Source organism: Stenotrophomonas sp., assembly GCF_050737575.1.
In the GTDB taxonomy this organism is placed as follows: Bacteria; Pseudomonadota; Gammaproteobacteria; order Xanthomonadales; family Xanthomonadaceae; genus Stenotrophomonas.
Map to the genome: position 1 here is coordinate 224,821 of NZ_JBOHXW010000001.1, position 24,868 is coordinate 249,688.

Annotated in this window: 20 protein-coding genes; 4 read left to right on the plus strand and 16 right to left on the minus strand. The window is 61.6% G+C overall.

The window, feature by feature from the left end; all coding sequences use genetic code 11:
- Positions 1-152: 152 nt before the first annotated feature.
- Together dnaK and grpE are read right to left on the minus strand one after the other, a co-directional pair.
- Complete coding sequence (gene dnaK, locus ACREP4_RS00985) at positions 153-2,075, minus strand: molecular chaperone DnaK (RefSeq protein ID WP_431594345.1); 1,923 nt, start codon at positions 2,073-2,075, stop codon at positions 153-155.
- Between the two features lie 141 nt (positions 2,076-2,216).
- Positions 2,217-2,732 (minus strand): nucleotide exchange factor GrpE, encoded by a 516-nt coding sequence (gene grpE, locus ACREP4_RS00990; RefSeq protein WP_431594346.1) that lies wholly within the window; start codon positions 2,730-2,732, stop codon positions 2,217-2,219.
- Between the two features lie 183 nt (positions 2,733-2,915).
- Here grpE and recN point away from each other — a divergent pair, with 183 nt between their 5' ends.
- On the plus strand, positions 2,916-4,583 hold the full coding sequence (recN, locus tag ACREP4_RS00995) for a DNA repair protein RecN (RefSeq protein ID WP_431594347.1): 1,668 nt from the start codon (positions 2,916-2,918) through the stop codon (positions 4,581-4,583).
- A 184-nt stretch (positions 4,584-4,767) separates the two neighbouring features.
- On the opposite strand, the gene fur is transcribed toward recN, so the two are convergent.
- Entirely contained in the window at positions 4,768-5,175 is a 408-nt protein-coding gene (gene fur, locus ACREP4_RS01000) for a ferric iron uptake transcriptional regulator (protein WP_431594762.1), read from the minus strand.
- Positions 5,176-5,280: 105 nt separating this feature from the next.
- Here fur and ACREP4_RS01005 point away from each other — a divergent pair, with 105 nt between their 5' ends.
- Positions 5,281-5,676 (plus strand): outer membrane protein assembly factor BamE, encoded by a 396-nt coding sequence (locus tag ACREP4_RS01005; protein WP_431594348.1) that lies wholly within the window; start codon positions 5,281-5,283, stop codon positions 5,674-5,676.
- A 21-nt stretch (positions 5,677-5,697) separates the two neighbouring features.
- On the opposite strand, the gene ACREP4_RS01010 is transcribed toward ACREP4_RS01005, so the two are convergent.
- Both ACREP4_RS01010 and ACREP4_RS01015 read right to left on the minus strand, forming a co-directional pair.
- On the minus strand, positions 5,698-5,955 hold the full coding sequence (locus tag ACREP4_RS01010) for an RnfH family protein (RefSeq protein WP_431594349.1): 258 nt from the start codon (positions 5,953-5,955) through the stop codon (positions 5,698-5,700).
- A gap of 4 nt (positions 5,956-5,959) precedes the next feature.
- Positions 5,960-6,388, minus strand: coding sequence for a type II toxin-antitoxin system RatA family toxin (locus ACREP4_RS01015; protein ID WP_431594350.1), 429 nt, complete (start codon positions 6,386-6,388; stop codon positions 5,960-5,962).
- A gap of 51 nt (positions 6,389-6,439) precedes the next feature.
- Between ACREP4_RS01015 and smpB the strand changes: the two genes are divergently transcribed.
- Complete coding sequence (smpB, locus tag ACREP4_RS01020; protein ID WP_431594351.1) at positions 6,440-6,943, plus strand: SsrA-binding protein SmpB; 504 nt, start codon at positions 6,440-6,442, stop codon at positions 6,941-6,943.
- Positions 6,944-7,105: 162 nt separating this feature from the next.
- On the opposite strand, the gene ACREP4_RS01025 is transcribed toward smpB, so the two are convergent.
- From ACREP4_RS01025 to ACREP4_RS01045, 5 genes are all read right to left on the minus strand, one after another.
- On the minus strand, positions 7,106-7,711 hold the full coding sequence (locus tag ACREP4_RS01025; RefSeq protein WP_431594352.1) for a hypothetical protein: 606 nt from the start codon (positions 7,709-7,711) through the stop codon (positions 7,106-7,108).
- Between the two features lie 386 nt (positions 7,712-8,097).
- Entirely contained in the window at positions 8,098-9,264 is a 1,167-nt protein-coding gene (locus ACREP4_RS01030; protein WP_431594353.1) for a hypothetical protein, read from the minus strand.
- A complete protein-coding gene (locus ACREP4_RS01035; protein WP_431594354.1) occupies positions 9,257-10,375 on the minus strand; it encodes a ParB N-terminal domain-containing protein in 1,119 nt (372 codons plus the stop codon). Before ACREP4_RS01035 ends, ACREP4_RS01030 begins: the two co-directional genes overlap by 8 nt.
- Before the next feature lie 3 nt (positions 10,376-10,378).
- On the minus strand, positions 10,379-11,317 hold the full coding sequence (locus ACREP4_RS01040; RefSeq protein ID WP_431594355.1) for a DNA cytosine methyltransferase: 939 nt from the start codon (positions 11,315-11,317) through the stop codon (positions 10,379-10,381).
- 282 nt (positions 11,318-11,599) lie between these two features.
- Entirely contained in the window at positions 11,600-11,881 is a 282-nt protein-coding gene (locus tag ACREP4_RS01045) for an excalibur calcium-binding domain-containing protein (protein WP_431594356.1), read from the minus strand.
- A gap of 163 nt (positions 11,882-12,044) precedes the next feature.
- Between ACREP4_RS01045 and ACREP4_RS01050 the strand changes: the two genes are divergently transcribed.
- Complete coding sequence (locus tag ACREP4_RS01050; RefSeq protein ID WP_431594357.1) at positions 12,045-12,338, plus strand: hypothetical protein; 294 nt, start codon at positions 12,045-12,047, stop codon at positions 12,336-12,338.
- Positions 12,339-12,344: 6 nt separating this feature from the next.
- Here the strand turns inward: ACREP4_RS01050 and ACREP4_RS01055 are convergent, their stop codons facing one another.
- From ACREP4_RS01055 to ACREP4_RS01080, 6 genes are all read right to left on the minus strand, one after another.
- Positions 12,345-12,755 carry a hypothetical protein gene (locus tag ACREP4_RS01055; protein ID WP_431594358.1) on the minus strand — a complete coding sequence of 137 codons (411 nt, stop codon included), beginning with the start codon at positions 12,753-12,755 and terminating at the stop codon, positions 12,345-12,347.
- A 121-nt stretch (positions 12,756-12,876) separates the two neighbouring features.
- Positions 12,877-13,272: a hypothetical protein gene (locus ACREP4_RS01060; protein WP_431594359.1), complete on the minus strand. Its 396-nt coding sequence runs from the start codon at positions 13,270-13,272 to the stop codon at positions 12,877-12,879.
- A 63-nt stretch (positions 13,273-13,335) separates the two neighbouring features.
- On the minus strand, positions 13,336-20,556 hold the full coding sequence (locus ACREP4_RS01065; protein ID WP_431594360.1) for a PLxRFG domain-containing protein: 7,221 nt from the start codon (positions 20,554-20,556) through the stop codon (positions 13,336-13,338).
- Between the two features lie 868 nt (positions 20,557-21,424).
- Complete coding sequence (locus ACREP4_RS01070; protein WP_431594361.1) at positions 21,425-22,366, minus strand: hypothetical protein; 942 nt, start codon at positions 22,364-22,366, stop codon at positions 21,425-21,427.
- Positions 22,363-24,228 carry a hypothetical protein gene (locus tag ACREP4_RS01075; RefSeq protein ID WP_431594362.1) on the minus strand — a complete coding sequence of 622 codons (1,866 nt, stop codon included), beginning with the start codon at positions 24,226-24,228 and terminating at the stop codon, positions 22,363-22,365. The genes ACREP4_RS01070 and ACREP4_RS01075 overlap by 4 nt, the downstream gene beginning before the upstream one ends.
- 252 nt (positions 24,229-24,480) lie before the next feature.
- Complete coding sequence (locus tag ACREP4_RS01080) at positions 24,481-24,852, minus strand: DUF1064 domain-containing protein (RefSeq protein ID WP_431594363.1); 372 nt, start codon at positions 24,850-24,852, stop codon at positions 24,481-24,483.
- Positions 24,853-24,868 lie beyond the last annotated feature (16 nt).

Genomic DNA, 24,868 nt, shown 5'->3' on the forward strand with positions numbered 1-24,868 from the left:
CCGTGGCTCGGGATTCGTCAAAACAAAGGAGCGGAACCGCTTCCGCCCCTCTGCTGGGCGCCCCGACGTCGGCTTGCCCGTTTGTCAGGACCAGGTGTTGCAGGACAGGAAAGGGGCGATGGCCGAAGCCATCACCCCCGTTTCCTGTTGGATCAGGACTTCTTGTCGTCCTTGACCTCGGTGAACTCAGCGTCCACCACGTCATCGGCGGCCTGGCCGGCAGCGGCGGCATCCGGTGCCGCACCACCCTGCTCGCCTGCCGAAGCGGCGGCGTACAGTGCCTGGCCCGCTTCTTCCAGCGCCTTGGCGCGGGCTTCGATCTGGGCCTTGTCGTCGCCCTTCATCGCCGTTTCCAGGTCGGCCAATGCGGCTTCAACCTTGCCGATCACATCGCCGCCCACCTTGCTGCCGTGCTCGGTGATCGCGCTACGGGTAGCGTGGATCAAGCCATCAGCCTGGTTGCGGGTCTGCACCAGCTCCTGGAACTTCTTGTCTTCTTCGCGGTTGGCTTCCGCGTCGGCGACCATGCGTGCGATCTCGTCCTCGGACAGACCCGAACCGGCCTTGATCTCGACCTTCTGTTCCTTGTTGGTCTTCTTGTCCTTGGCCGACACATGCAGGATGCCGTTGGCGTCGATGTCGAAGGACACCTCGACCTGCGGCATGCCGCGCGGTGCCGGCTCGATGCCGGACAGGTCGAACTTGGCCAGCGACTTGTTGTAGCGGGCCTGCTCGCGCTCACCCTGCAGCACGTGCACGGTCACGGCCGACTGGTTGTCTTCAGCCGTCGAGAACGTCTGCGATGCCTTGGTCGGAATCGTGGTGTTCTTCTCGATGATCTTGGTGAACACGCCGCCCATGGTTTCGATACCCAGCGACAGCGGGGTCACGTCCAGCAGCAGCACGTCCTTGACGTCGCCGCCCAGCACGCCGCCCTGGATCGCAGCACCCAGTGCCACGGCTTCGTCCGGGTTGACGTCCTTGCGCGGTTCCTTGCCGAAGAACTCGGTCACGGCCTGCTGCACCTTCGGCATGCGGGTCTGACCACCGACCAGGATCACTTCGCTGATGTCGCTCGAACGCAGGCCGGCGTCATTCAACGCAACGCGGCACGGCTCGATCGAGCGCTTGATCAGCTCTTCAACCAAAGCTTCCAGCTTGGCGCGGGTCAACTTGATGTTCAGGTGCTTCGGGCCCGACGCGTCAGCGGTGACGTACGGCAGGTTCACTTCGGTCTGCTGCGCGGTCGACAGCTCGATCTTGGCGCGCTCAGCGGCGTCCTTCAGGCGCTGCAGAGCCAACGGATCCTTGCGCAGGTCGATGCCCTGGTCCTTCTGGAACTCTTCAACCAGGTACTCGATGACGCGGTTGTCGAAATCTTCGCCGCCCAGGAAGGTGTCACCGTTGGTGGCCAGCACTTCAAACTGCTTCTCACCGTCGACGTTGGCGATCTCGATGATCGACACGTCGAAGGTGCCGCCGCCCAGGTCGTATACAACGATCTTGCGGTCCTTGTTGTCGCCCTTGTCCAGGCCATAAGCCAGGGCAGCCGCGGTCGGCTCGTTGATGATGCGCTTGACGTCCAGACCGGCGATGCGGCCAGCGTCCTTGGTCGCCTGACGCTGGCTGTCGTTGAAGTAAGCCGGCACGGTGATGACCGCTTCGGTGACCTTTTCACCGAGGAAGTCTTCGGCGGTCTTCTTCATCTTTTCCAGCACGCGGGCAGAGATTTCCTGCGGCGCCATCTTCTTGGCATCGCTGGTCTGTACCCAGGCGTCGCCGTTGTCATGCGCCAGGATGCCGTACGGCACGTGCGCGATGTCCTTCTGCACTTCGGCGTCAGTGAACTTGCGGCCGATCAGGCGCTTCACTGCGTAGAAGGTGTTCTTCGGGTTGGTGACGGCCTGGCGCTTGGCCGAGGCGCCCACCAGCACTTCGCCGTCCTTGGTGTAGGCGACGATGGAAGGCGTGGTGCGATCGCCTTCCGCGTTTTCGATGACGCGGGCTTTGCCGCCGTCCATGATCGCCACGCACGAGTTGGTGGTGCCGAGGTCGATACCAATGATCTTGCCCATGGGAGGACTCCTGAGAATTCGGGTGCCGGCAACTGCCGGGGATGAATGGGATGTGGGGGGCGGCGCGGTGACATTCAAGCCATCCCCAGAACACTGATTGCTGTTGGCCGGCGCCGTTTAACCGGCGGCCAGCCAAGTGGGTCAGTCGACCCGGGCCACCACCACCAACGCCGGCCGCAGCAGGCGCTCGTTGAGCAGATAGCCCTTTTGGAACACCTGGACCACGCTGCCGGGGGCTGCGCCGTTGGCATCAACCTGGCTGATGGCCTGGTGGTGTTCCGGGTTGAAGGCCTCGCCCACCGGGTTCAGCAGGGCCAGGCCGTTATCGGCAGCCACTTTCAGCAGCTGCTTGTAGGTCAGCTCCATGCCTTCGTGCAGCGGATTCGGCTCGGCGCCCGCAGCAGCAAGGCCGGCATCCAGGCTGTCGAATACCGGCAGCAGCTCGCCCAGCAGCTTTTCGTTGGCGAACTTGCGGGCCTGCTCAACATCGCGGGCTACGCGCCGACGCTGGTTTTCCAGATCGGCGCGCTCGCGCAACACATCTTCCTTGACCTGCTCCAGTTCGGCACGCAGGGCTTGGATCTGCGCTTCGTGCTGATCGGCCAACACGCCATCAGCACCGGTTTCAAGATTGGTTTCGGGGTGATCTTGGTTCATTTCCGGTTCCTTGGCGGAGGTTCTGCCCGCCTACCCCGCCCCGTATGTGGGCGTTGCCAGCGGTTTCAAGGTTCTGGCTCATGTTTTGAGACAGTGCGTCGCTATCCTGCGCCGGCTAGCGCTCTCTGCATTGACCTGTCCGGCGCACATGCTAGCTTTGCCCGGCCCCACTAGCTGCCCGCCATGCTCAAACATCTTTCGATCAAGGATTTTGCTGTTGTCCGTGCCACCGAGCTGGAGTTTGGGCCGGGCATGACCGTGGTTTCAGGCGAAACCGGCGCGGGTAAATCGCTGATGGTCGACGCGCTGGGCTTTCTGTCCGGCCTGCGCGCCGACTCCGGCGTGGTTCGCCACGGCGCCAGCCGCGCCGAGCTTTCGGCCGAATTCAGCCTCGACAGCGATACGCCAGCCCGCCAATGGCTGCGCGACAACGAGCTGGACGATGAAGACCAATGCCAGCTGCGCCGGGTGATCCGCGCCGACGGCGGCTCACGCGCCTTCATCAACGGCCGCCCGGTGCCGGTGTCGCAGCTGTCCGAGCTTGCGGCCTTCCTGGTCGAAATCCACGGCCAGCACGACCAGCAAGCGCTGCTTTCGCGCCCCAGCCAGTTGTCGCTACTGGACGCATATGCCCGCAACGACGCAGAACGCGCCGCCGTGCGTGCCGCCACGACCGGCTGGCAAGCGCTACTGGATGAGCGCGACGCGCTGTCCCAGCAAGGCGATGTCACTGACCGCATCGGCTTCCTTGAGCACCAACAAGGTGAGCTGCAGCGCGAGGAACTGGAACCGGCTGCGATCACCAACCTGACCAGCAGCCACCGCCGCCAAGCTCATTCCACCGCCTTGATCGAAGCCTGTCAGCGCGCCGGCAGCCTGCTCAATGGCGATGACGACTCACCGTCGCTGCTGTCACTGCTGCAGCAGGTGCGCAACGAACTCTCCCGCGTCAGCCAGCACGAAAGCCGCCTGGGTGAGGTCGACAGCATGCTCGACGCCGCCGGCATCCAACTGCATGAAGCGCTGGCGCAGCTGGACCGCGTCCAGGACGACCTGGAGAGCGACCCGGATGCGTTTGAGGAAATCGAACGCCGCCTGGGCCGCCTGCACGATCTGGCGCGCAAGCACCGCGTGCCAATGGAAGAACTCGGCAACACCCGTGACCGCATCGAAACCGAGCTGGAACAGCTGCGCGGCGCCGACGAGCGCCTGGCCAAGCTGGCCGGTGAAATCGACAAGGCCAGCAACCACTGGCAAACGCAGGCCGCACAGCTGAGCCAAAGCCGCGAAGCCGCCGCCAAGGCGCTTTCGGACACCACCACCGCACTGATCAGCGAACTGGGCATGGGTGGTGGCCAATTCCTGATCGCGCTGGAACCACAGACACAGCTACGCCCGGACCCCAACGGCGCCGAGCGGGTCGAATTCCTGGTCGCCGCCAACGCCGGCCAGCCGCCACGCGCCCTGCGCAAGGTCGCCTCGGGCGGTGAGCTGTCGCGCATCTCCCTGGCCATCGAAGTGGCCGCCCTCGGGCTGGACGCCGTGCCAACCATGGTCTTCGACGAAGTGGATTCCGGCATCGGCGGCGCCATCGCCGACATCGTCGGCAAGAAACTGCGCGCCCTCGGCGAGCACCGCCAAGTGCTGTGCGTTACCCACCTACCGCAGGTCGCCTCCAAGGGCCACGCGCACTACCGCGTCAGCAAGGCCCCGGTCGAAGGCATGACCCAAAGCGCGGTGGAACTGCTCGACACCAAGGGCCGCGAAGAAGAACTGGCCCGCATGCTGGGCGGCGCCGAAGTCAGCAAGGAAGCCCGCGCCGCCGCCCGAAAGCTCCTGACAGAAGCCTGACAGTAGCCCCGAAACCGCTTGAAGCCCCTCTCCCGTTTACGGGAGAGGGGTTGGGGTGAGGGCACTCTTTACGCTGTGAGCTCCAAAAGCCCCGCCCCACCATCCCAATCCCAAACAAAAAACACCGGCACAAGGCCGGTGTTTTTGTTCACATCCAAAGCAGCACCAAAGCGCTACCTCAAGCTCAACGCCGCTTTTTACGCACGTACAGCACCAGCGAATGCTCTTCCAGATCGTAGCCATGATCGGCTGCGATCTTGCGCTGCAGCTGCTCGATCTCGTGGCTCTCGAACTCGATGATCTTGCCGGTGTCCATGTCCACCATGTGGTCGTGGTGGGCACCGCGGTCCAACTCGTAAACCGCTTGGCCGCCTTCAAAATTGTGCTTGAGCACCAAACCGGCTGCTTCAAACTGGGTGAGCACACGGTAAACCGTGGCCAGGCCAATCTCGTCGCCGCAATCAAGCAGCTGCCGATAGATATCTTCGGCGGTGAGGTGGTGGTGGGGGGTATTTTGCTCAAGCAGGGCAAGGATGCGCATCCGCGGATGCGTCACCTTCAGGCCGACTTTGCGCAGGTCATTGGATTCCATGGCCATCGTATTCATTGGCGGTTTTAGCGCCAGTTGTCTCCGGTCAGATCGCGCTGGGTGCCGGGGAGTGTATCATCGGCCCGATATCCTAAATCGCCCTACCCAATGCGCAACCTCCTGTTGATCGCCGTAGTCGCCCTGTCCACCACCGGCTGCGGCATCATCTACAAGCAGCCCATTTACCAGGGCAACCTCATTCGCGAGCAGTCCGTGGCCCAGCTGCAGGCTGGCCAGAGCAAGCAGCAGGTCAATGCGCTGCTGGGCACGCCGTCCATTCCCGACCCCTTCCACGCCCAGCGCTGGGATTACACCGCCAGCCAGCGCGTGGACCGCCTCGGCCGCACCGAAGTGAAAAACTTCACGGTGTTCTTCGAGAACGATCAGGTGGCGCGCTGGGAGGGTGACTACTTCCCGACCCAGGACGCCGAGCTCGCCCGCAAGAGCGTGCGCCAGTTCGGCCGCAACCTGGCCAAGGACAAGAAAAAGCGCGGCGGCCGCTAAGCGTCAACGCCGCTTGAAAACTCAATCGCCGCCGCGCGCACGCCGGCGGCGATTTTCTTTGGGGTCGGCCAACAACGGCCGCAGCAATTCGATGCGATCACCGTCCAACAACACCTGTTGTGGCCGCGCCAATAGCCCGTGGATGGCGAACGCCACAACCTCGCCCTGCGTATCCAACGCGGCCGCTTCCACCGCCTCGGACACCACGCAGCCCTCTGGCAACTCCAGCTCTCGCCGCTGGTAATGATCCGGCCACGCCAGTACGACTTCAACGCGCATGGACTCAACCCTCCTGGTCGGCCACGCGTACGAAATCATTGACCATGCGGTCCGCCAGCCCCTGGAAGCCCAGCGCCAGCGCCGGCCCCAACAGCCGCGAGGTCGGCTCGAACTCCAGCTCCAGGGTCACCTTGCAGGCGTTGTCGGCCAGCGCCTGGAAATCCCAGCGACCATGCAGGCGCTTGAACGGGCCTTCGCGCAACTGCATATCAATGCTGTGCGGGCGCTGCAGCGTGTTCTCGGTCATGAACCAGGTGCGGAACGCGCCCAGCCCCAGATCCAGTCGCGCGACCAGCTTCTGGTCCCCTTGTTCGAGGATGTCCGCCCTGTCGCACCAGCGGAACCGGCGCGGATAGGCGGAGACGTCATTGACCAGGTCAAACATGCGCTCGGCAGAATGTTCGACCAGGGCGCTTCGGCGGATGGTAGGCATGAGGAATACGATGGATATCCGGAATGCCTCCGAATCGGAGACAATACGTAAATGAGCAAGAACACCGGCAAGGATAAAGCAAAGAACGCGACGGCCGACAAAACCATCGCGTTGAACAAGCGTGCCCGTCACGAATACCACCTTGAAGAGCGCTTCGAGGCCGGACTGGTACTGCAGGGCTGGGAGATCAAGGCCATTCGCGCCGGCCGCGGCAACATGACCGACGCCTACGCCTACGTGAGGGACGGCGAGATATTTCTGATCGGCGCCCAGATCACGCCGCTGATCCAGGCCTCCACCCACACTGTTCCGGAAGACCGCCGCCAGCGGAAGCTGCTGCTGCATCGGCGCGAGATCGACAAGCTGATTGGCCGCATCGAACGCGACGGCTACACGCTGGTGCCTACGGCGATGTACTGGAGCAAAAACAAGATCAAGCTCGAAATTGCCTTGGCCAAGGGCAAACAAGCCCACGACAAACGCGACACCGCCAAGGATCGCGACTGGGCCATCGAGAAGCAGCGCGCCATGCGCAACCACAACCGCAATGCCTGATTCCACCTGCGCGCCACGGCAAGCCAGCGCGCAGGAGATCCAGACACTGTGCGAGCGTTTGCTGGCCTTCAACCGCAAGGCCAGCGGCCAAGATTTCGATGAAACCCCCATCCTGATCGAGCGCCGTTGCATGCAGCATGACCTGTGCGCGCAGGGCCGGCGTCACTCAGCCATGAGCAGCCGTTTCGCACCTCGCTGGGCAGGCACCGACGCCAGCGCCGCATGCAACACCGACAACATCACCACCTGCGCCAACTCCATTTGCCTGCGTCCGTCACCCGCCAGCCAACGGCGTGCATCCTCCGCTGCCGGGGCCGGCAGCGACGCCAGGATGCCGGCATCACTCATTGCTTCTGCCATCCGTTGAATCTGCCGCGACAACCGAACGATGCGCCAAGTGAGCACCGTCACCTGCCCCAATGCGAGCACGACGCAACCAATAGCAACGCGCGCAAAGGGAGCGACGTCCAATCCAGACCACTCCGGCTGGAAGACCAACAGCATCAGCGCAGCCAGCCACTGCCAACCTGCGAATCGACGGCGCGACCACGCCATCCGCTGAACCATCCCGCCGCATAGCAGCAACAACGCGATCGCCAAGATCGGCAGGTAGTAAGACGCTCCAGCCACAACAATGGCGCCCGGCAGACCAATCAACAGCACATAGGCGAACGCAGGCGGCAGTGCCTTACGCCGATAGATCGCACCCGGGAGCCCAACCAAGGCCCTCAGGCTTCGCAGGGAATGCGGCACCTGCATGGCTTTCAAATCTCTCGTGGCCGGTTTGCCGCATGCTCAGGCCCGCCATGTCGCAGAAAGGTCGCCCCTGCGTTAACCCGCACAACCGCCCCAGCACGATGCGTGACGATTCAGCTTGTTTGCCGTACTATCGGCCCTGCTCAGCGAGGCTTTGGTCACTGGCTTGCCAGATACCCAAAGTGCTTATGGCTCTACGTCTAACCGGGGGTGCACTGTCCTCCTTAGACCGCCCGCAAGCAGCAACGAATTCCGGAAAAACTAAAGCCCGCCAAGCACTTATGCTCGGCGGGCTTTTTCGTTGTGTTGCTCCAAATGGGCTTGATTGGGCATGTTTTGGCAGCGTTTGGTCAGTTTTTTGGTCAGTTCTTACCGACTCAACCTAGCCCTCTCAGACTTCACACCAACTGATACCTGCGTGCCTCCTGCACTGCAGGTGTCAACGTAAGAAAACGGGTATCGGTCTCAAACTGTCGAGCCAACCGAACAATCCGGAGACGATCGATAACGATTGCTGCTGCTAGATCATTTCTCCGCTGCCAATCGTACTGACCATCGATAACCCCAATAAGGTCCTGAGGCATAAAATAATAAGTTGCCCACGGATGTTGCACCCGTATCGGCAATTTCGATGGAGATGCCTCGAGCTGCTTTAAAGACCATTCCTCTGCAGTGCAACCACACTGAGCGGCCGCGAGCGGCACTCCAACTCGACCATCAGCACCAAGAGGGTGCCAAGCGACTAAATCCAGCCCGCCGTCCCCAGAATTCCTTGTCTTAAAGTGGGCCTTCTTAAGGGCCAACTCCCCACGCCAATCTGCAGCCAACGTGGACAGCCGGTTAAATAAGTGCCCTTTATATCTGACGGCGGATTTCGCGCCAAACTGATGAACCTCCCATCCCAGCGGCATAAGCCCGCGGAATATTTCGGCCGCGATATTCTCAAACTCGTTCGTCAACTCAGCCCTTCTGGTCAGCGCAACTAATCGAAGAGACGCAGACAACAAGAGCTGGAGGTATAAGCCCTGCCCCCCACTTGTGAAACTATCCTTCAACTGAATCTCTTGCAGGGAATCGTCCAACTGAAATGGATATTCCTGCTGAAATAGCTCCGCGCGAACTCCCAACTGACTGTAAATAGAAGACAGTTTGGATTCACGCCTATCTGAAATCGGAAATGGATCCCCTCCCTCGCCGGCATTATCCCCTAATTCGACCCCGTCGCCCCCCTCTTCCAGAGACGCATCGTCTTCCGCATCTGAGACCTCCTCCTCCTCCCCATCGCGCAACGCAAAAGCATCAAGCTCGGCCAATGATTCGAGCAAATTCTGCCTGGAGAAACGCTTATCTGGGTGAACAAGACACCGAATTTCAACATAGTCACACCATAAGAATAAATCTGATGACTTAGGTGGGTTGCTTAATTGCTGAAATAAATCAGCCTTTGCGGCGCTAGCCGATGCAGCCTTAGCTACCGAAGATTTACCTGCACTAGCCTTGGTTGACGCCTTCGCCACGGGCGCCTTCCCTCCCACTTTGCCCCCCTGCCGCTTACGCTCAGTCATCCTGATCTCCATCAAGCATATCTTCGAGCTCGGCCTCAATCATATTCTTGACACTTCTCGCGGTCTTCAAAGCACGCTTAGATATCTCCAAGTGGCCGGCATCGACCTCGGCAACCTTAGGAATCAATTCGTAAACGGCCTGCAATCTATTGGCGGCTTGTGTCAGAGCCTCTAGCAGGGCCACGGCCGGGCCTTTGCTCATAGAGAAAGCTTGATCAATTCTTCCGCTAGCATTGAGCTCCTTTACTGCATCCCGAGAAGCTACGATGGCAGCTAGCTTTTTTAGATTTCGCGAATCTTTGACGATGCTTCGCCTAGAGTCATCCTTCACGAAGTTCCAAAAAAACATGCGCTCTAAATTTTTCTTCTTTATTTTCTTCTGATCAGCGTCCATTCTGGACTGAAGCCCAAGAAAATCAACAATGTTTGAATAGCTAAGGGATGTGGAAAGAATGGAAAAATCCACATCTTCCGCCCCCATTGAGAGGCCAAAGAAGTTAGATTCTTCTGCCTTTTCATATAGAGCCAGAGCCGCTAAGACCTGGCCGATATAAGCCCCTCGACTACCGGTCTCCCGTGCCAAAGCCCTTAAACTATCCTCGTAACTCAGATGAGAATAATGCGCATTTCTCAGTCGCTTAATATACCTAGCTTTCTGCAAGGCGCTCCATGCCTTAATTCCCGTAATGTGACGAAAACCAAGATAGCGAAGAATCTCTGACCGATCATCAAACAACAAACAAGCAGCCTGACTCGGCTTGAAATCCGCCTTTTCTATTGCATCCTCGATCGATATTCGCCCAGACGGAGGAGCAATCTCACCAGAGAGCAGCTTCAACGCTGCCAAACGACGATTGCCCTCCAAAACGGTATATCTGGCCCCATCCTTCACCACCAACAGCGGCTCGCCTCCAAAGAACCCTTGGTTCCCTATTGACTCCACAAGCTCCAGCAGCCGCTCATCTCGCACAAAGCGCTCAATAAGATTAGCGGTGGGTCCCGCCGCTATGTCCGGCGGAAACCGGGGATTATCGGGGTCGAAGTCCAGCTTTTCGACCTGAATCTCCATTGCTTGAGGAGCGTTACCACGACCACCTTCTCTGTTGTTCATTAATCACCAGATATCAGGAAGTGCAGATGCAACAGCATTGAAAAGAGGAGGAGGAACAGCATTCCCTACAACGGTATATCGCATATCCAAGCTTCCGGGTCTTGTATCGGGAAATACTAGATCACTAAAACCTTGGAGTCGCGCCGCCTCACGATAGGAAAAACGTCGCGCCGGGGCATCTGATACAAATTTCCAAACATTGTGTTCAATTTTTTTCAACGCCGGGCTCATCGGATGCAAAGGCATGTGACGGGAATTTGCAACGATCGTTTTGGAGGGTTGATCCCAATCCCTTCGCCTATCACGCGAAAGATAATACCAATGAAAATCACGAGCGTAAAACTCACCTTCCGGCCAAACAGGCATATCCCCAATCGCATCCCTTATCGTGCGATGGGGGTACTTGCAGGCCAAGCCATGCGTCGCCTGCGGAAAATCATATGGCGCATCAATGTCAGACCGTATACCAACGATAAAGATCCGCTTCCGCTCCTGCGCAACCCCGTAATCTGCTGCACTAAGCACTTCACACTTTACACGGTAGCCTGCCCGTCGAAACGCTGCCAACTGATTACGCAGAAGGTGCCGAAAATTCGATCGGATCATCCCTGAAACATTCTCTACGATAAATGCCTTCGGCTTGATATCCCTTAACGCTCTAGCAAATTCCAAATAGAGCTTATTGATACCCCTGCTCGGCTCACGCACCCCTCCCTGGCTAAATCCCTGACACGGATAGCAACCTACCAACAGGTCCGCGGATGGAAATGACTTGATGTCCGCGACACTGCCTAAACGATAGTCCGTATCCTCATGATTGGCTTGGTAGACATCGCGCGCATAAGGCAAAACATCATTCGCCATAAGGATCGAAAAGCCCGCCTGAGCAAGGCCGACATCCGACCCGCCGCATCCGGTGAACAATGAGACAGCAGTAGGCATTTGGCAAAAAGCCTCGAAAATTCTTGATGGTGATTTTACGTTAACACTAGAGACCCGTGGCCCCCGCCCTGACAATTCCCCCTGCATTGGGCCAGAAATCCGAGGAGAGCTTAGCTTAAGCCCTACCTGAGGAACGCCCGTACCAGCCAAGGCGGCGTTGGCTACGTGGGATTTGAGCTAGCGGGCAGCAAGTCTGCGACTGGGATCTTCATCGAACTAGGCAAGCAAGCCCTTGCCGATCACGCCATCGCTCCCTCCAGCCATCCCAATGCAAGAGACATTTCAGCTACACCACTGCCTCTCGCACGGCACGCCATCGCCGTCCCCATCCATCTTCGTGTTGGGGCAATGCTGGATGAAGTAGGTTGCTTCTGCGCAGGAACGCATCTCAGAGCAATGCGTTCGCCCGTCGCATCTGAACTGCGCTGTTGCCGCAGCAGGGCTCACCTGCGCCGGAGCTGACACGGAAGAAAGCGCCTCTGGACCATGTCCATTTTTGACCTTGCCGTATCCGTACCAGGCCAAAGCGCCTGCGACAGCCAGCACTAAGAGCTTCTTCATCATCCCTGACCCTCTCGCTTCCCCGCTGCGATCCTATTAAGAATGGCGCGGACCAACAAGTCAGTCAGATTTCCCCTACAGCCAGTCGGGGATATTCCGCATGGACTCAGAGAAGCCCTGACACGAGGATCCATATCTTCCCGAGCAGCCACATAGGTGGATGCCTATGAGCTACGAGAGCCTGCGTGCCAATTTCGATAACTTAGCATTCGAGATCGTCGTCGAAGGATTTGGGCTATCCCCGACCGAGCGCAGCAGCAAAATGCAGGAGCTCTGCCTTCTTGCCGCTAGGGTCATGCTTGAGGTCGAGGGCTCAGAGGACGAAGTCAAGATTCTCTGCAACTTGGACGGAATCATGCATCGGGCACACAGCCTGATCAGCGCACTTGAGCAGTGCGAGGATCTCCGCGCGAAGTCTGCTCGAAACTATCTCGGCAGCCTCCATACGGCCAGCCTGTGACCATGCCTACCGAACATGCAACTCGTAGGGCCAAGGCTCAGCTGCGATATCCAATTGCCCAGACGAGAACACGGCCCCATCCAGGGAGTACCGCCAATTGAGGTAATCATTACTCACGCCTCCGCAGATCGTTCTCACATCCAGTCGCTGGGAAGCGTTCGGCGAGAGCTCCATCACTCGCGAGCTCGCCAGTCCGTTGGCTTGAAGCTCCTGCAAATCAACCTCGCGAAAATCCGTGACATCCGGCCGCACAGGGCGCTCACCGTAGAACCACTTAAGCGTGATCGTGACTGGCTCGCTCCGATGATTGACGACATCGATGCTGAGACCGCAACTCTTCGCCCCTGCGGGGGAGGCAACGCCTGCTGCGACCATCAGTGCGACTGCCCACCATATCTTCATCGACATCACGCTCATGGCCGTCCTTAGTATTTGTTGACGCCACTCTAACTCAGCGCTGTTGTCGGCAACCCCGACGACCTGCAGGGCTTCGTCTAACTCTGGCTCTGACGGGCAGCGCCCGCCAGAGCAATAGTCATCAGGTCAAATCAGGAAGGCCCAACTGGGCACGAATCAAGGTGGCCACCACCTGCGTTGAGCGGGCGTTGGCCAGCATGTCCCTGGTGATCTGGTCGAACTGTTGGGTTACACCCGGCGATGCGGTGCATCCGCTTTTCCGAAACTCGGCGTAGAGCACGACATGTTCTTCGTTCAAGAACCTTTCCATTGGCACGTCTTCGGTAGCGCGGCATTGGTGCTCGCTTTGAGCAATGCCGCGATTCATCCGCTTACCCGGTTGCAGCCGCGAAACCACCGATGACGGCACGTCCTTGCCGTCCATCGAAAGAACGAGGGCACGCTTCCTTTGCTTTTCCTTGTCCAAAACTAACCCCTGTAACAACGCCGGCGGATTGCCGACGACCCGAACTTGCACTGATCCGCTCCCCTGACATTGGGGCGCGCAAAAGTCGCACTTTCTTGCACCCGCTCTGCCTCCCTACTCCGCTGTGCCCACCCTTGCGTTCAAGCGAGCCGACAACTTGGGGTTCAGCACGATTCCGCCCTCGGCATTCGCGCTGTAGCGGGCGCGGGACTTCATCGATGTCCGGATGCTGCTCGACGAAATCGCCACCTCAGGGTTGGTTTTGTTGAAGGAAAGGATCTTCTCCATCACCGCCGCGCGGTCCGCGGCGTCGCCATTGCGGATGGCCATGGCATAAGCGTTCATCAGGTTCTGGCGACGGCCGGTGATGTGCTCTTCGTAGTTCTTCAGCGCGCGATTCCGCTCGTAGCGCTCGGCAATCTTCGCCGGGCTGAAGCCCGCGCCCTGCAGCAGCACCTGCCAGAGGTTGACGTCCTCAAGCACCGGATCTCCCCGAAGCGTGTTCACGCCCTGCGTGGCATAGCGGCCAGCCTTGATGACGTCCTTCATGCCTTTGGGCAGCATCGTCTCCACACCGCGCATCGTGTGGCCTTCGCTAACCTGCTGCGATCCGACCAGGACGTTCTTCAGCACGCCTCCCATCGGGCCCGCGGCCTGCTCGAGCAGGTGGTTGAACAATCCCCTGCCCTCGAGCTCACGGTCTGCATCGCGGATCCACAGGGAATCCAACCCCACGCGGCCGGCGATGTTGGCGCCCGTCAGCTTGTTGGCCGGGCCGCGCAGCAGCAGCTCTGCGCCACTGGGCCCCACGGCTTCCGACAGGAAGGCACGGAACTCGGTCTCCGCATCCCAGGGCTCGTCGTCATCACCGAAGGCGGCCTGCAGGGCATTCAGCGTGCCCATGGCCACACTCATCATCGGCAGGCCGAACGCGCCCGAGAATAGCGAGCTCATGCCCAACACGCCGGCAAGGTTCCGCCGAGCGATCCGGCGCACCTCGGGATCCTGCCCCTTGGTGCTCTGCCACACCATGCGGCCCAGCGCCCAGGTCATGTTCAAGCTGTACTGCCGGAACATCAGCAGCACCTTGGCCGTGCCGCTCTGCATGAAGCGGGCCCGGTTGGCGTTGCTGTAGTCGAAGTGCGTGTCGAAGATGGCGTCACGCGCAGAGCGCACGGCCTCGTCGAATCCGGCACCACCGTCGCGAGCCAGACGGAAGGCCGCCATGCCTGTCGCCTCGCGGTTCACCACCTCCGTCTTGTGGAACCCCCAGCCAATGATCTCCATAGCCTTCGACCAGGCCGGGTTGTAGCCCGCCATGCCGCCCTCGGCGATACCCGCCAGGTTGTGGGCCTGCGTCTTGTCGATCGCCCCGGAGACCTGCAACGCCTGATAGGCCCGCAATTCGTCTGGATCCGTCAGGGTGCGCTGGATGTTGCCCATGGTGCGCACGGCGTCGCGGCTGGCAGCCAGCATGTAGTTCATGGCCTTGATCGGCCCATGGCGTGCTGCCAAGAACGGGTAGCTGACCAGCGCGGTCTGGGTCAGGTTGACCAGCGCCGCCGCCGGCGTGGCGCCAAGGTAGTAGGTGAAGCCGAACGACGACACCAGGTTCGTGAGCGCGCTGTCGGTCGGATTCATGATCCAGTCGTGCCGCGTCTTGAGTTCTTCAATGATGTTGTCGCCGGCCGCGATGTGACGTACGTCCGCACCATCCTCCTTGCGGGCTTCCTCCTGCTGTTTCTGGATCAGATCGAGCACTCCCTGCAGCTTATGCGAGTAGCGCAGCCGGGCGAGCTGATGCGAACCATGGTGCATGTTGTAGGCGAAGGCACGTACGGCATCTGGGTCAAAGCCGGGGATGCCCTTGCGATGGATGCTGTGTTTGCGCATCGACAGCTCAGGCAAGGCCTCCAAATAGAGTTGGTAGATCTCGTCTTGAACCTTGTCCGAAATGTGAGCATTGCGCAGCTGTTGAATTACATCGGCGACGAATGTTCCCGAAGGCGCATCTTTGGCTTTGACCTGATCACCCTTCTTGCCGTGGGCGGTGACGGTCCAGCCCTTTGCCTTCAGCCCCTCAACCCCTCGCTCCAGCTCGTTCAACGACGGGAACATCATGAATGTGTTCGTATCGTCCTTCGTTGCAGAAACGTAGTGTTGCCCGAAGCGCTGAAGCGGGAAATAGACACCCTGAAGGCGTGCGGACTCGAACTGCTCACGCAACTTGCGGACCAACTTCTGACGCTCCGTCTGAGAAACGCCATCGCCTGCCAGATCCTCGATGCGTTGGGCCAGCGCCTCCTCCATGGCGTCCGACCGCTGGCGATAGGCATCACGGAACTGCGCGTAGATGCCTTGTGCTTCCGGTGACAACTGATTCCACCGGTCGACCAGCGGTGCGTACTGGCGGCGCCGGCGCGGCTCGGCGTGGCCCATCGCAGTCAGCGCCTTGATCTCGTTGATCATGTTGGCCTTGCTGTCGCCAGAGCGCTCACGCATCTGCTGACGCTTGACCTTGATGGCGTGGGCGACGTTCTTGCGCGTGACTTCAAACTGCCCCTGCTGGCCCGGCATCCTGAACATCAGCGGCTGATATGCCTTGGACGGATCCACGCCGTCGATGGTGGTGTCATGCATCAGATCGAACAGCTGCTGGGCCTCAGCAGTGTTCTGGCCAACCCACTTCCGCGCCGCCTCAGCTACACCTTCGGCTTCGGCCTGAAGCTGGTTTCGATCTGCCTGCATTTCGGCCAGGTAGTCGGAATAGTGGTTGATGTTCTTGAAGTAGTCGGCCCCAAGCTCCGTCAGATGTCTGGTCGTCAGCGCCCCCAGCCACGTCGGGCGCTGAGCGTCCTTCAGCTTCTTCGGCGTGAGGTCAGCCAGCAGCTGCTTGGCTCGTGCCAGAAGCCCCTCACCCTGCAGACCCTTCTGGATGGCATCGATGTCGTCCAGCGCGTCCGATGCCGGCAGGCTGAACAACCGCTGGTCGGAATCCAGCGCCGCGGAGTCACTCTGCTGGACACCTCCTGGCTCCTGCCGTAGGTTTTTCCCCGAAGACCCTTGGTCCGGTGTACCACTACCAGGCATTGAGAGCTGGCCAAGTCGTGCCGGATCAGGGGCTTCATTGACGACGTCAGCCCGCGAGAGTACCTTGCGCCCTGAAGAACCCTGGCTTGGTGAACCACTTACGGGCAATTGCAGCCCTACGAGTCGTACCAGGTCGGGGTTTTTCGCATCTGCGACGTAGCGAAGCAGGCCGTCCTTCGTCCACCCTCGATACTGCTCCTCCGGCCGGCCATAGGCGCTGGCAATCCTGTTCACGACCAAACGGTTCTGTTGCTGCTGCAGATGCAGGGCAACCATCACCGGGCGGCCGCTCGCATCCTTGGCGTCGAGCAGTACCGCAAGCCCGCCTGCATCGGCCCGCGAGTCGAACACAGCCTGCGGGTCAGCAAGTAGCTCCGGCAGCTGTCGGATGACTGCCTTCGGCACGTCATGTTTCACGCCATTGGTAGCCTTGCGCACGACGTCCCGCATGATCGTGATGGGCAGATCCGGCGCCCCCAGCGCGCGCAGCACCGGCGGCGTGCGGCCAACGGTGATTGGCGGCACAACGGTACGCAGGCTATCGACGACCTTGTCGAACTGCTCGCGGAACGATTTCGCCTCTTCTGCACTCGGCTGCAGGGCCGACCGGCCTTCCCCTTGAGAGAATGCGTAGGCTTGGACGGTGGCCTGCCGTTCTGTCGCCGACTGGCCCGCACGCAGGAACCCATCCGCTTGGCTGAGCAGGTCGCGCACATCGCTTTCGGTCCACTGTAGAGACGGCATGAGGCGCCGCAGGAACCGCCGAACGGCAGCCACCACTCGGCTCGTAAAGCTGTTGCGGATCCCGCGCTCAGCCATCACCGCGATAGCTTCCTTGGCGAACGTCTCCCGGTCGACGGTGCCGTAACGCTTGCTGACCGAATCCAGCACCGAGCGCAGCGCGGCCGACCCGCCGCCGGCGCTGGCCAGCTTGTCGATGGCATCGACGATCTGGGCCCATTCGTTCGCGCCGACCACCTTCTCCACGCCATAGTGGCCAATGGCCTCATGCGCCAGCACCTGTCCGAAGCGGGCCTCGTTGGTGATGGCGCCAGCGTTGATCCAGACGGTCGGGCTGCCGTTGTAGAGACCTTCCGCACGCCGATAAGCCGGATCAACTTTTGCAGATGCTGGGAAGTCCTCCGCACTGCGCACCACCACCACGTTCGGAGCATTGTCGCCCCACTTCGCGGTGAGCTCGCTCTTCAGCTGCAGCGCGCGGTCGAAGCTCAGCCCGGGCCCGGTATCCCCACGCGAGAAGCGGATGTCCGGGTTCGTGAGCTCGAACGTGCCGCGGTTCTCCGACGCAGATTTGATCTGCTCTGGACGGAAGGCGATCCAGGTCTCTGCAGCCGGAATGTGGATCCCATCGAAACCCTGCCGCTGCAAGTAGGCCTGAAATGCGGCCGAGGCTTCGGGGCTGTCCAGCGACTGGGCCTCGTCCAGTGGCATGACGTACGGATTCTCGATGCGCAGATGGGCGTCGACCACACGTTCGTCCGCCGGCACCCCGTCACTGGCGTTCTCGGCGTACCGCTCGGCCAACCGCCGATTCGGAGTGAAGAAGTGGCCAAGCGGCGCGGTAGCGTGCCCAGTTGCCTGGCCGGAACGTTGCTTGCTGAAGGTATTGAACTCTTCGGCTGTGCCGTGAAACACCAGCTGCGGCCTCCCGTCCGTGCCCACCACCTGTGAGTCGGCGAACCATCGCTTGAACGCAGGCGAATCGGTCGCGTCTGCAGGAAGTGAGAACAACTGCGGCCCTGACTCTTCTGCAACGGGTTCCTTCGGGGGGCTGGCGGGCTTGCCGCGGGTCGCCTTCTTATTCGCCGCGAGAGGCAATGCGGGAGCGCTCGCCGGCGAGACGCGATCAATCGCGACCCAACCGGTACCGCGACCATCGGATTTCGCATCGTCGCTGGCCACCTTGAATGCCGTACCACCGTACACAGGTGCTGCGTTGACCTCGATCTCCGTCACGGTTGCTTCGTACGGATCTCGCTGCGGTCCGGTGCCGCTGGGCGCCACGCTGACGCGATCACCCACCTTGATGCCGTTGGGCGCAACGTCGGCTGCACGCGGCAGAGCCGCCTTCGGCTTCGCCCCCGACGCGCCGGCTGCTGGCTTCGCGGCAGCTGCCTTTCGCGGCTTCAATTCGGGCTTACCCAGCACCTCCGCCAGATCTCGCGGTGGCGGCGATGTCGAATGCCAGCGCGCGTCTTCGTCTTTGATGAAGTTGCCGTCCTTGTCGACCCGCTGCACCTTGACGCTCCAGTGCCCGTGCTTCTCCACGCTGGGCTTGAACTCAAGCACCCGGTCCAGCAGCCCCGCATAGCCCTTCACGACGCGCCCAGGTTGGAAGTAAGCACCCAACGTGCCCACGTCATTGCGATCGTACTCGGGCGATCCGCCGATCCTGCGCACGCGCGGCGTGTAAGTTGCCGCTGCTGGTGCTGGTGCCGTCGCAGCAGGAGCGGCAGTGGCCGGTGCCGGTGCAGCCACCGCTTCATCCGCGGCGACAGAAGCTGCCGGCGCCGACGTTGGTTCGGGGGCCACTGCCGGTGCAGGTGTCGGCGCAGCACGCGGGGCTCGGGTGACGCGGCGTGTGGTCTTTTTCGGATCGCGCACCCATGCCTTAAACTCGTCCTGAGTCATCTGTTTGATGCCGCCAAGACCCGTCCAGCCCTTCGAGTAGTTGTCCAGGTAGGTCGATCGCGCTTCTGCCTCGCTCGCCGTACCCATCACCACCTTGTGCTCGTCGAACGTTCCGTCCTTGTTGACCTGGTCAACGACGAATACGGGCAGCTGCGGATCTTCGGCCCGGTCGGTCATGAAGACGTCGACGTGATCCTTGTCCTTGCCGATCGTTCCCTTGATGTAGCCATAGTGATTCTTCAGCGCGGGCCACTCAGGGCTACGCTTGCTGCCGGCCGGGTTCTCGATGCTGATGTCGTGCCCGTTGATGCGTCGGTGGCCCTTGCGATAGTTGCCTGCCTCCTTCTGCGCCTCCGTTGGTTCGGGCAAATCGTTTGCGGGGCTCGTAGCGGCTTCCGCAGCTGCACCGGCCAGGGTCGGAGTTGCCATCGCCGGCGCGGGATCCGCTTCAGCAGCGCCTGCAGCTGGCTGCGGCCGAGCCGCGGCGTCAGTATCCACGGCGGTACCCGCGCTGCCGGAGACGTCTTGCTCGGGCATGTCTGGTTCAATCGGCGCCGCATCCGTAGACGCAGCCGCCGGCACCACGCCCGCAGTGGAATCCCGTTCGGCCGGCGCAGTGCCTTCGGAGTTGATTGAGCCAACAGCATCTGCCGCACTAGGTTGAGGTTCAACGCTAGCTGGAACTGCTTCTGCAGGATTGGCACGGAGACCTGCGTCCTGGACGGTGGCTGCCAGACGCGCACGCTTCGCTTCGGATTGCTGCTGCACCTGCTGTGCCAGCTGCTCGTCGCTGAAAGCTTCCGCCGGCGGTCCACTTTGGACTTCAGCGCCCGTGGTATCTGCAGACGGCGCCGGCGTTAGCGACGTAGTGCCACGCTTGCGCTCGGCTTTGACCTGCGAAAGCGCGGAGCGCACTGAAACGCCCGGGAGGCCATATTGGTCGCGCATCGCGTCGACAGCGACCTGCGAGCTGATTCCACCGCCGTTCGCCAGCTGGTAGTCCAGATTGGCATGCAACAGTTGCTTGATGTCAGCTTGCGTCGGTTCGCGCAGGGCTTCACCTGTTTCTTCGTCGATCCAGGGCGGCGCGATCGCTGGCACCTGCGGCACTCCAGCACGTTCGCCCTGCGCCGGCACTCCAGCTGCTGCAGGCGTGGTCAGCAGGTCGGCCGGGGCCTGCACCGACGCCGTGCCCGAAGGCTGTTGCTGCCCCCGTGCGGCCGCCGTGACGTTCGCAGCATCCGCCAGACTGCCAGGCGTTGCATCAGGGAAGGGCACCGTAGGACGCGGAGCAATCGCCGGCTGTTGGTTCAAGCTGCCCCCTGCAACCCGGGTGCCAGGAACAGCGGCCGGGTTCGGCGCCGGCGGCGCGGGTTCGCCAACAACCCGCGGATCCAGCCCGCGCTGCTCGGGCGTGAGCACGGTGCCGCCCGGCGTAACGATGTTTACCCCGAAGCTCGGTTCGCCATCCGAAGGCGGAAGCGCCAACTGCTTTGGCGGCAGATCCGGCGGCGGCATGGTCGGGGGCTGGGGGCGAGGTGCAATGGGTTGCTGGTTGTCCGCACGACTGGCGATCGCACCACCTGCAGCCATACCACCGCCGAGCACAGCGCCAAGCGCTGCGCCGGTACCGGCTGCTTTCGGATAACCGCGCCCTGGCGACCGCGAACTGCCTGCGTCGGCACCGGCCGCGGCGCCGCGACGGTGGCGGCTGCAGCGGGCGTTGGCCGGGGAGCCATGGACTGGCCAGCCGCAGGTCCAGGCGCTGCAGCTGGCGCGATGCCGCCAGTCGAAAGCGCCGGCTGTCCGTTGGCCAACTGCACGCCTTGCTGCAATCCGGCGGCGCTATCGCTGTAGACATTGTTGCCACTGGCATCCGTGGCGCGAAGGATCCCGGCCGCGGCCGAAGCTGGCGGCGACGTCGGTGCCGGCTGCGCTGCTCCGGGCAGAACCCTGCTGGAAACACCAGCAAAACTTGGAGCTGGTTTGGTCGCAGTCGCCGGTACAGCTCGGCTGGTCACGTCCGAGAAGCTCGGCTTCGGAGCAGTGCGCGGAAACGACGGCATGCTTGGAAGGCTTGGCATGCCAACTGGCTGACCCGCGTTGGCAGCAGGTGCCAAGCCTCCGAATGCACGGCCGGCGTCCCTCACGACACCCAAACCGGCGCGCGCTGGCGCCGTACTGCCTGCCACCACCCCGCGAGCTGCGCCGGCGGCCTGCTGTCGCGCGCGCCCGGCCATGATGCCTGCACCGCTCAGACCGGTCCGCAATGCCGTCCCCGCGACGGTACCGGCAGACGGCCGAGGAGCAATGGGTGATGCACCCGGCGTTGCATCGACAGCGACTTGTCGGCGGGCATGGTCCAGATCATCGGTGATGGCCATCTATTTCTCCTGGCTTGAAAACGAAAAAGGGCCGCCGAAGCGACCCTTTGGGAAATGAACTTTCTTGTTCGGCGGACTCAATATCCGGCCTTGAATGTGACCTCACCGATGGCTGTGCCAATCACCTCCGAAGACGGGCCGAAGAACTCCAGCTCCACAACGTAAGGAACCTCATACCCGGCGCCCTCCCAAATATTGCTTTGCGACCACCGAAGGTGGCGTGCCTCAGGGTCCGTCCCGGCTGACCAATCTTCATAGCTCAGAGGGCACGCATTGGATGCCGCCGCCCGATCCCATAGGACCTTGCCGTCCTGGTCACGCGCGATGACCAATGTGGCCGCAGGGGGAGCATCGTCGATCCCGGCATGCCATGCGTCCAACGTAGCAAGGATCATGTTCGGCCCGGCGGCGATCCAATGGGACGCCTCGATGTTGGTGCCGCCGGAACCCCCTTCGATCGGCGGCGATACGAAGTGCAGATCAGGCTTCACCGGGTTTCCGCCGCAGATCTGCTCGGTACGTACCAGGTCAGTCCAAAAGCACGCGCCGGGCTCTGGATCTGGGCCGCCACCACCGTCGACATCGATCTCCACGAGCATTCGCAAAGTCGATTCCTGCGGCAGCCCGCCTATCTCGAGCGCAACGAAGTCCGTCATCGACGGCACTTGAAGCGCGAATGTGTGTTGATTGGGATCCCACTGGCTAAGTGCGGTCCCGGAATCGCCCGGTTGAACCACCGTGTGCGGATACGCCAGGTTGTCGAACTGCTCCCGGTCACCGGCGCCCTGCTTTGGGTACAGCACGATATGCGCGGCAACGAACGGTTTCCCATCGCTCCCCGCTGGGATCGTCGCGGCATATGACAGCACCGTCACTCGGTACCCGAGCGCCGTTTCCGGCGGGTCCAGCCAGCTAATGTCGCTTGCGGTGGAAAGTGTCCAGATGCCATCGCCTTCGTACGCGAAGTCATCGGAGGCATTGCTGCCTACGTCTCCGTCGGTGAGCGGTCGCCAGGTCATGCGTCTGCCGTCTCCCCGTTGAAGTTGAAGCTGGTGTTGCAGCTCTGGTTCTGGCCGGTCGATGCAGACACGCCGGCGCTGTAGTTCACTGCCGACCAACTGCTTGCCGTCAGCTGGGCCGCGATCTTGGCCTTCGTGTCGCGAATCGACAGAAGCTGGTCGGTCAGGTGCTTGGCCTGCTGCAGCATGAGGTTTGCATTGATGCTCCCGGCTTCCATGCGGGCACGTGATCGCGAAAGGCCCAGTTCAAAGCTGCGATCGGACGCAGCCGACGCCGCCTGCTCTACCGATGCCGACGCGGAATAGAGACGCGCCTGGCTGTCGACATAGGTGGAGACGGCCGCGAGCCTCGAGCGCTCGATGTCCAGCTCACTTTCGCGCTTGGCCAGCAGCGCGCGCCACGAATCCAGAGACTGCCCATGCTGCTGGGTCCGCAACCGCTCCCGATCCAGCTTCAGGCTCTCCCCGGTTGCCCAGCCGTCCACCCGCTTGGAGTGGGCATCGACCAGGGTGCGGAAGAGATCCGCACGCTTCGACTCGCCCTCGACGCTCGCCGTGAAGCCATTCCACTCGGACACATGGGCCCGCCAAAGGGTGTCGAATCCATCCATCGCGGTCTTGTAGCGATCGAATACAATCCGCTGCGCGTCTGCCTTGACCTTCACCGCCTCGACCTGCGTCCGGTAAAAGTCGGCCATCAGGTTCACCGAGCGGATCTGCTCGGCATACAGCCGCACGCGCTGCTCGTTCACTTCGCCGCGTACCCGCTCACCCTCGAGCTGGGCCCGGAACAGCTCCACCTTGGCCAACTCTGCTTGGATGCGATCGCGCAGAACCTGCGCTTCGATCTGGTACCCCTGCATGCGGGTCTGAAACACCGACAACCGGTACTGCAGGACCGCCATCGTGGTTTCACGCGCATAGCGCGCCGCCTCCAGGGCGAAGCGCTGCTCCTCGATATGCAGGTTGATGTAGACGCCTTCTAGCGCAGCCCCTTGCGCCAATGCCAGGCGGAGATTCTGTAGCGTCTCCTCGTACTGCTTGATCACCGCTTCGCGGTTGAACTCAGCAATCCGGTCCTGGCCACGCTGACGGATGTCCCGAACCTGCGCCGTCAGGATCCCGTTCGGGGTGTTCCAGCCACGCGAACCAAACTCGGTCAGGGCCTGGTCAACCTCGCGCTCTGTCTCGACCTCCTGCCGGCTGCGGCCGCGCTGGAAGATCGCTGCCTCGATCGCCGCTGGCAGTGCCGAACGCCCTTCGAGCATGCGCTCAATGGTTCCGATCAAGTGCTCCTTGAGTCCACTGGTGTACGCCTTCGGGACGAAGCTCCAGCTGTCGTCGAAGTGCGGCTCCACCAGTTCAGGAAGCTGGCCAGTGAACTCAGGCAGGTCGATGTTGGGCAGGGTCGGCAGGTTCAACTGCTCGAACGTCGGCAGCTGCGGCAGCTGGTAGGAGGGCTCTGTCGGGAAGACCAACTCCCCCGGGTCCGCTGGCATTACGGGAACGGCGACATTGGGGCGTGTCGGCCGTGGTCCGAACGAGAGCGTCGGTGCCTGCGCATCGATTTTCGGTGGTAGCGAGCCGTCAATGGGCGCCGGGACGAAGAGCGGCGGCGCTGAAACGTCCCCAGGCATGCGCAGGACGAAGTCGCTCGGGTTGAGCTCGGGGCGCGTCGGCCGAATGAAGGGCGACAGCTGCCCTTGGAAGTCGAAATTGACGTTGAACTCGATCGGGTGCAGCCCGACGTCGTCCAGATCGCCCAGGTTGCTGCGTAGGTGCCGCCACAGCGTCGAGCAATCTCCTGCAGCAGATCCTGCAGCGGAATACTGGCCAAGTCTGTCGCGCTCATTCCAAGCCACCTCGTTTCAGAGCGCGGCCGGCGCCGTCGAGGAACGCAGGTTCGTCGAACTCGAAGCCTCCTGGGAACGCAACGCATGCGGGAAACGCCTTCGGCGGCGTCAGGCCACAGGCTGCCAAGCGCCCCACGCCATCGAATACGCGAGCCCTGTGCAAGCAGTAACAGCAGCCGCCATCCTCAATGACCAGGCTTCGCACGCGCTTAGTCTGGGCACGGCTGCAACTACGCTCTGGTTTGGTCATGTGGTCAGCGGTCATGCCAGAAGGATCCGGAAAGGAAAGTGGTGTTCCACCTCACGCTTCTTGATCCTGAACTCTTTGGTCTCGCGGCCCTTTACGTCGACGAACTGCACCTCCCCGGTCTTCAGGAACACCACGAAGTCCAGGACGTACTTGGTGCCGCCGGGCAGATGCACGGGCACCTGGCGCAGCCAGAAGTGCACCTCGCCGCTGCGCTGCCGTAACTTGAGCTGCTCGTAGTAGCCGGCCTCTTTCTTCGAGTCGAAGCGGATGCCATCCACGGTGGTGATCAGGTTGCCGTACTTCCGGCGTTTGACCGAAGCGGCGGGCAGCTCGTCAGTACCACTTGGCGACAAGGCCGCCTTCCCCTCGACCAAGGCGCGCATTGCTGGTGGCATGTCC

Excerpts from the sequence above, each read along its gene's own strand:
- dnaK (WP_431594345.1), bottom strand. The coding sequence starts at position 2,075 with ATGGGCAAGATCATTGGTATCGACCTCGGCACCACCAACTCGTGCGTG.
- grpE (WP_431594346.1), bottom strand. The coding sequence starts at position 2,732 with ATGAACCAAGATCACCCCGAAACCAATCTTGAAACCGGTGCTGATGGC.
- recN (WP_431594347.1), top strand. The coding sequence starts at position 2,916 with ATGCTCAAACATCTTTCGATCAAGGATTTTGCTGTTGTCCGTGCCACC.
- fur (WP_431594762.1), bottom strand. The coding sequence starts at position 5,175 with ATGGAATCCAATGACCTGCGCAAAGTCGGCCTGAAGGTGACGCATCCG.
- ACREP4_RS01005 (WP_431594348.1), top strand. The coding sequence starts at position 5,281 with ATGCGCAACCTCCTGTTGATCGCCGTAGTCGCCCTGTCCACCACCGGC.
- ACREP4_RS01010 (WP_431594349.1), bottom strand. The coding sequence starts at position 5,955 with ATGCGCGTTGAAGTCGTACTGGCGTGGCCGGATCATTACCAGCGGCGA.
- ACREP4_RS01015 (WP_431594350.1), bottom strand. The coding sequence starts at position 6,388 with ATGCCTACCATCCGCCGAAGCGCCCTGGTCGAACATTCTGCCGAGCGC.
- smpB (WP_431594351.1), top strand. The coding sequence starts at position 6,440 with ATGAGCAAGAACACCGGCAAGGATAAAGCAAAGAACGCGACGGCCGAC.
- ACREP4_RS01030 (WP_431594353.1), bottom strand. The coding sequence starts at position 9,264 with ATGACTGAGCGTAAGCGGCAGGGGGGCAAAGTGGGAGGGAAGGCGCCC.
- ACREP4_RS01035 (WP_431594354.1), bottom strand. The coding sequence starts at position 10,375 with ATGAACAACAGAGAAGGTGGTCGTGGTAACGCTCCTCAAGCAATGGAG.
- ACREP4_RS01040 (WP_431594355.1), bottom strand. The coding sequence starts at position 11,317 with ATGCCTACTGCTGTCTCATTGTTCACCGGATGCGGCGGGTCGGATGTC.
- ACREP4_RS01045 (WP_431594356.1), bottom strand. The coding sequence starts at position 11,881 with ATGATGAAGAAGCTCTTAGTGCTGGCTGTCGCAGGCGCTTTGGCCTGG.
- ACREP4_RS01050 (WP_431594357.1), top strand. The coding sequence starts at position 12,045 with ATGAGCTACGAGAGCCTGCGTGCCAATTTCGATAACTTAGCATTCGAG.
- ACREP4_RS01055 (WP_431594358.1), bottom strand. The coding sequence starts at position 12,755 with ATGAGCGTGATGTCGATGAAGATATGGTGGGCAGTCGCACTGATGGTC.
- ACREP4_RS01065 (WP_431594360.1), bottom strand. The coding sequence starts at position 20,556 with ATGGCTGCAGGTGGTGCGATCGCCAGTCGTGCGGACAACCAGCAACCC.
- ACREP4_RS01070 (WP_431594361.1), bottom strand. The coding sequence starts at position 22,366 with ATGACCTGGCGACCGCTCACCGACGGAGACGTAGGCAGCAATGCCTCC.
- ACREP4_RS01080 (WP_431594363.1), bottom strand. The coding sequence starts at position 24,852 with ATGCGCGCCTTGGTCGAGGGGAAGGCGGCCTTGTCGCCAAGTGGTACT.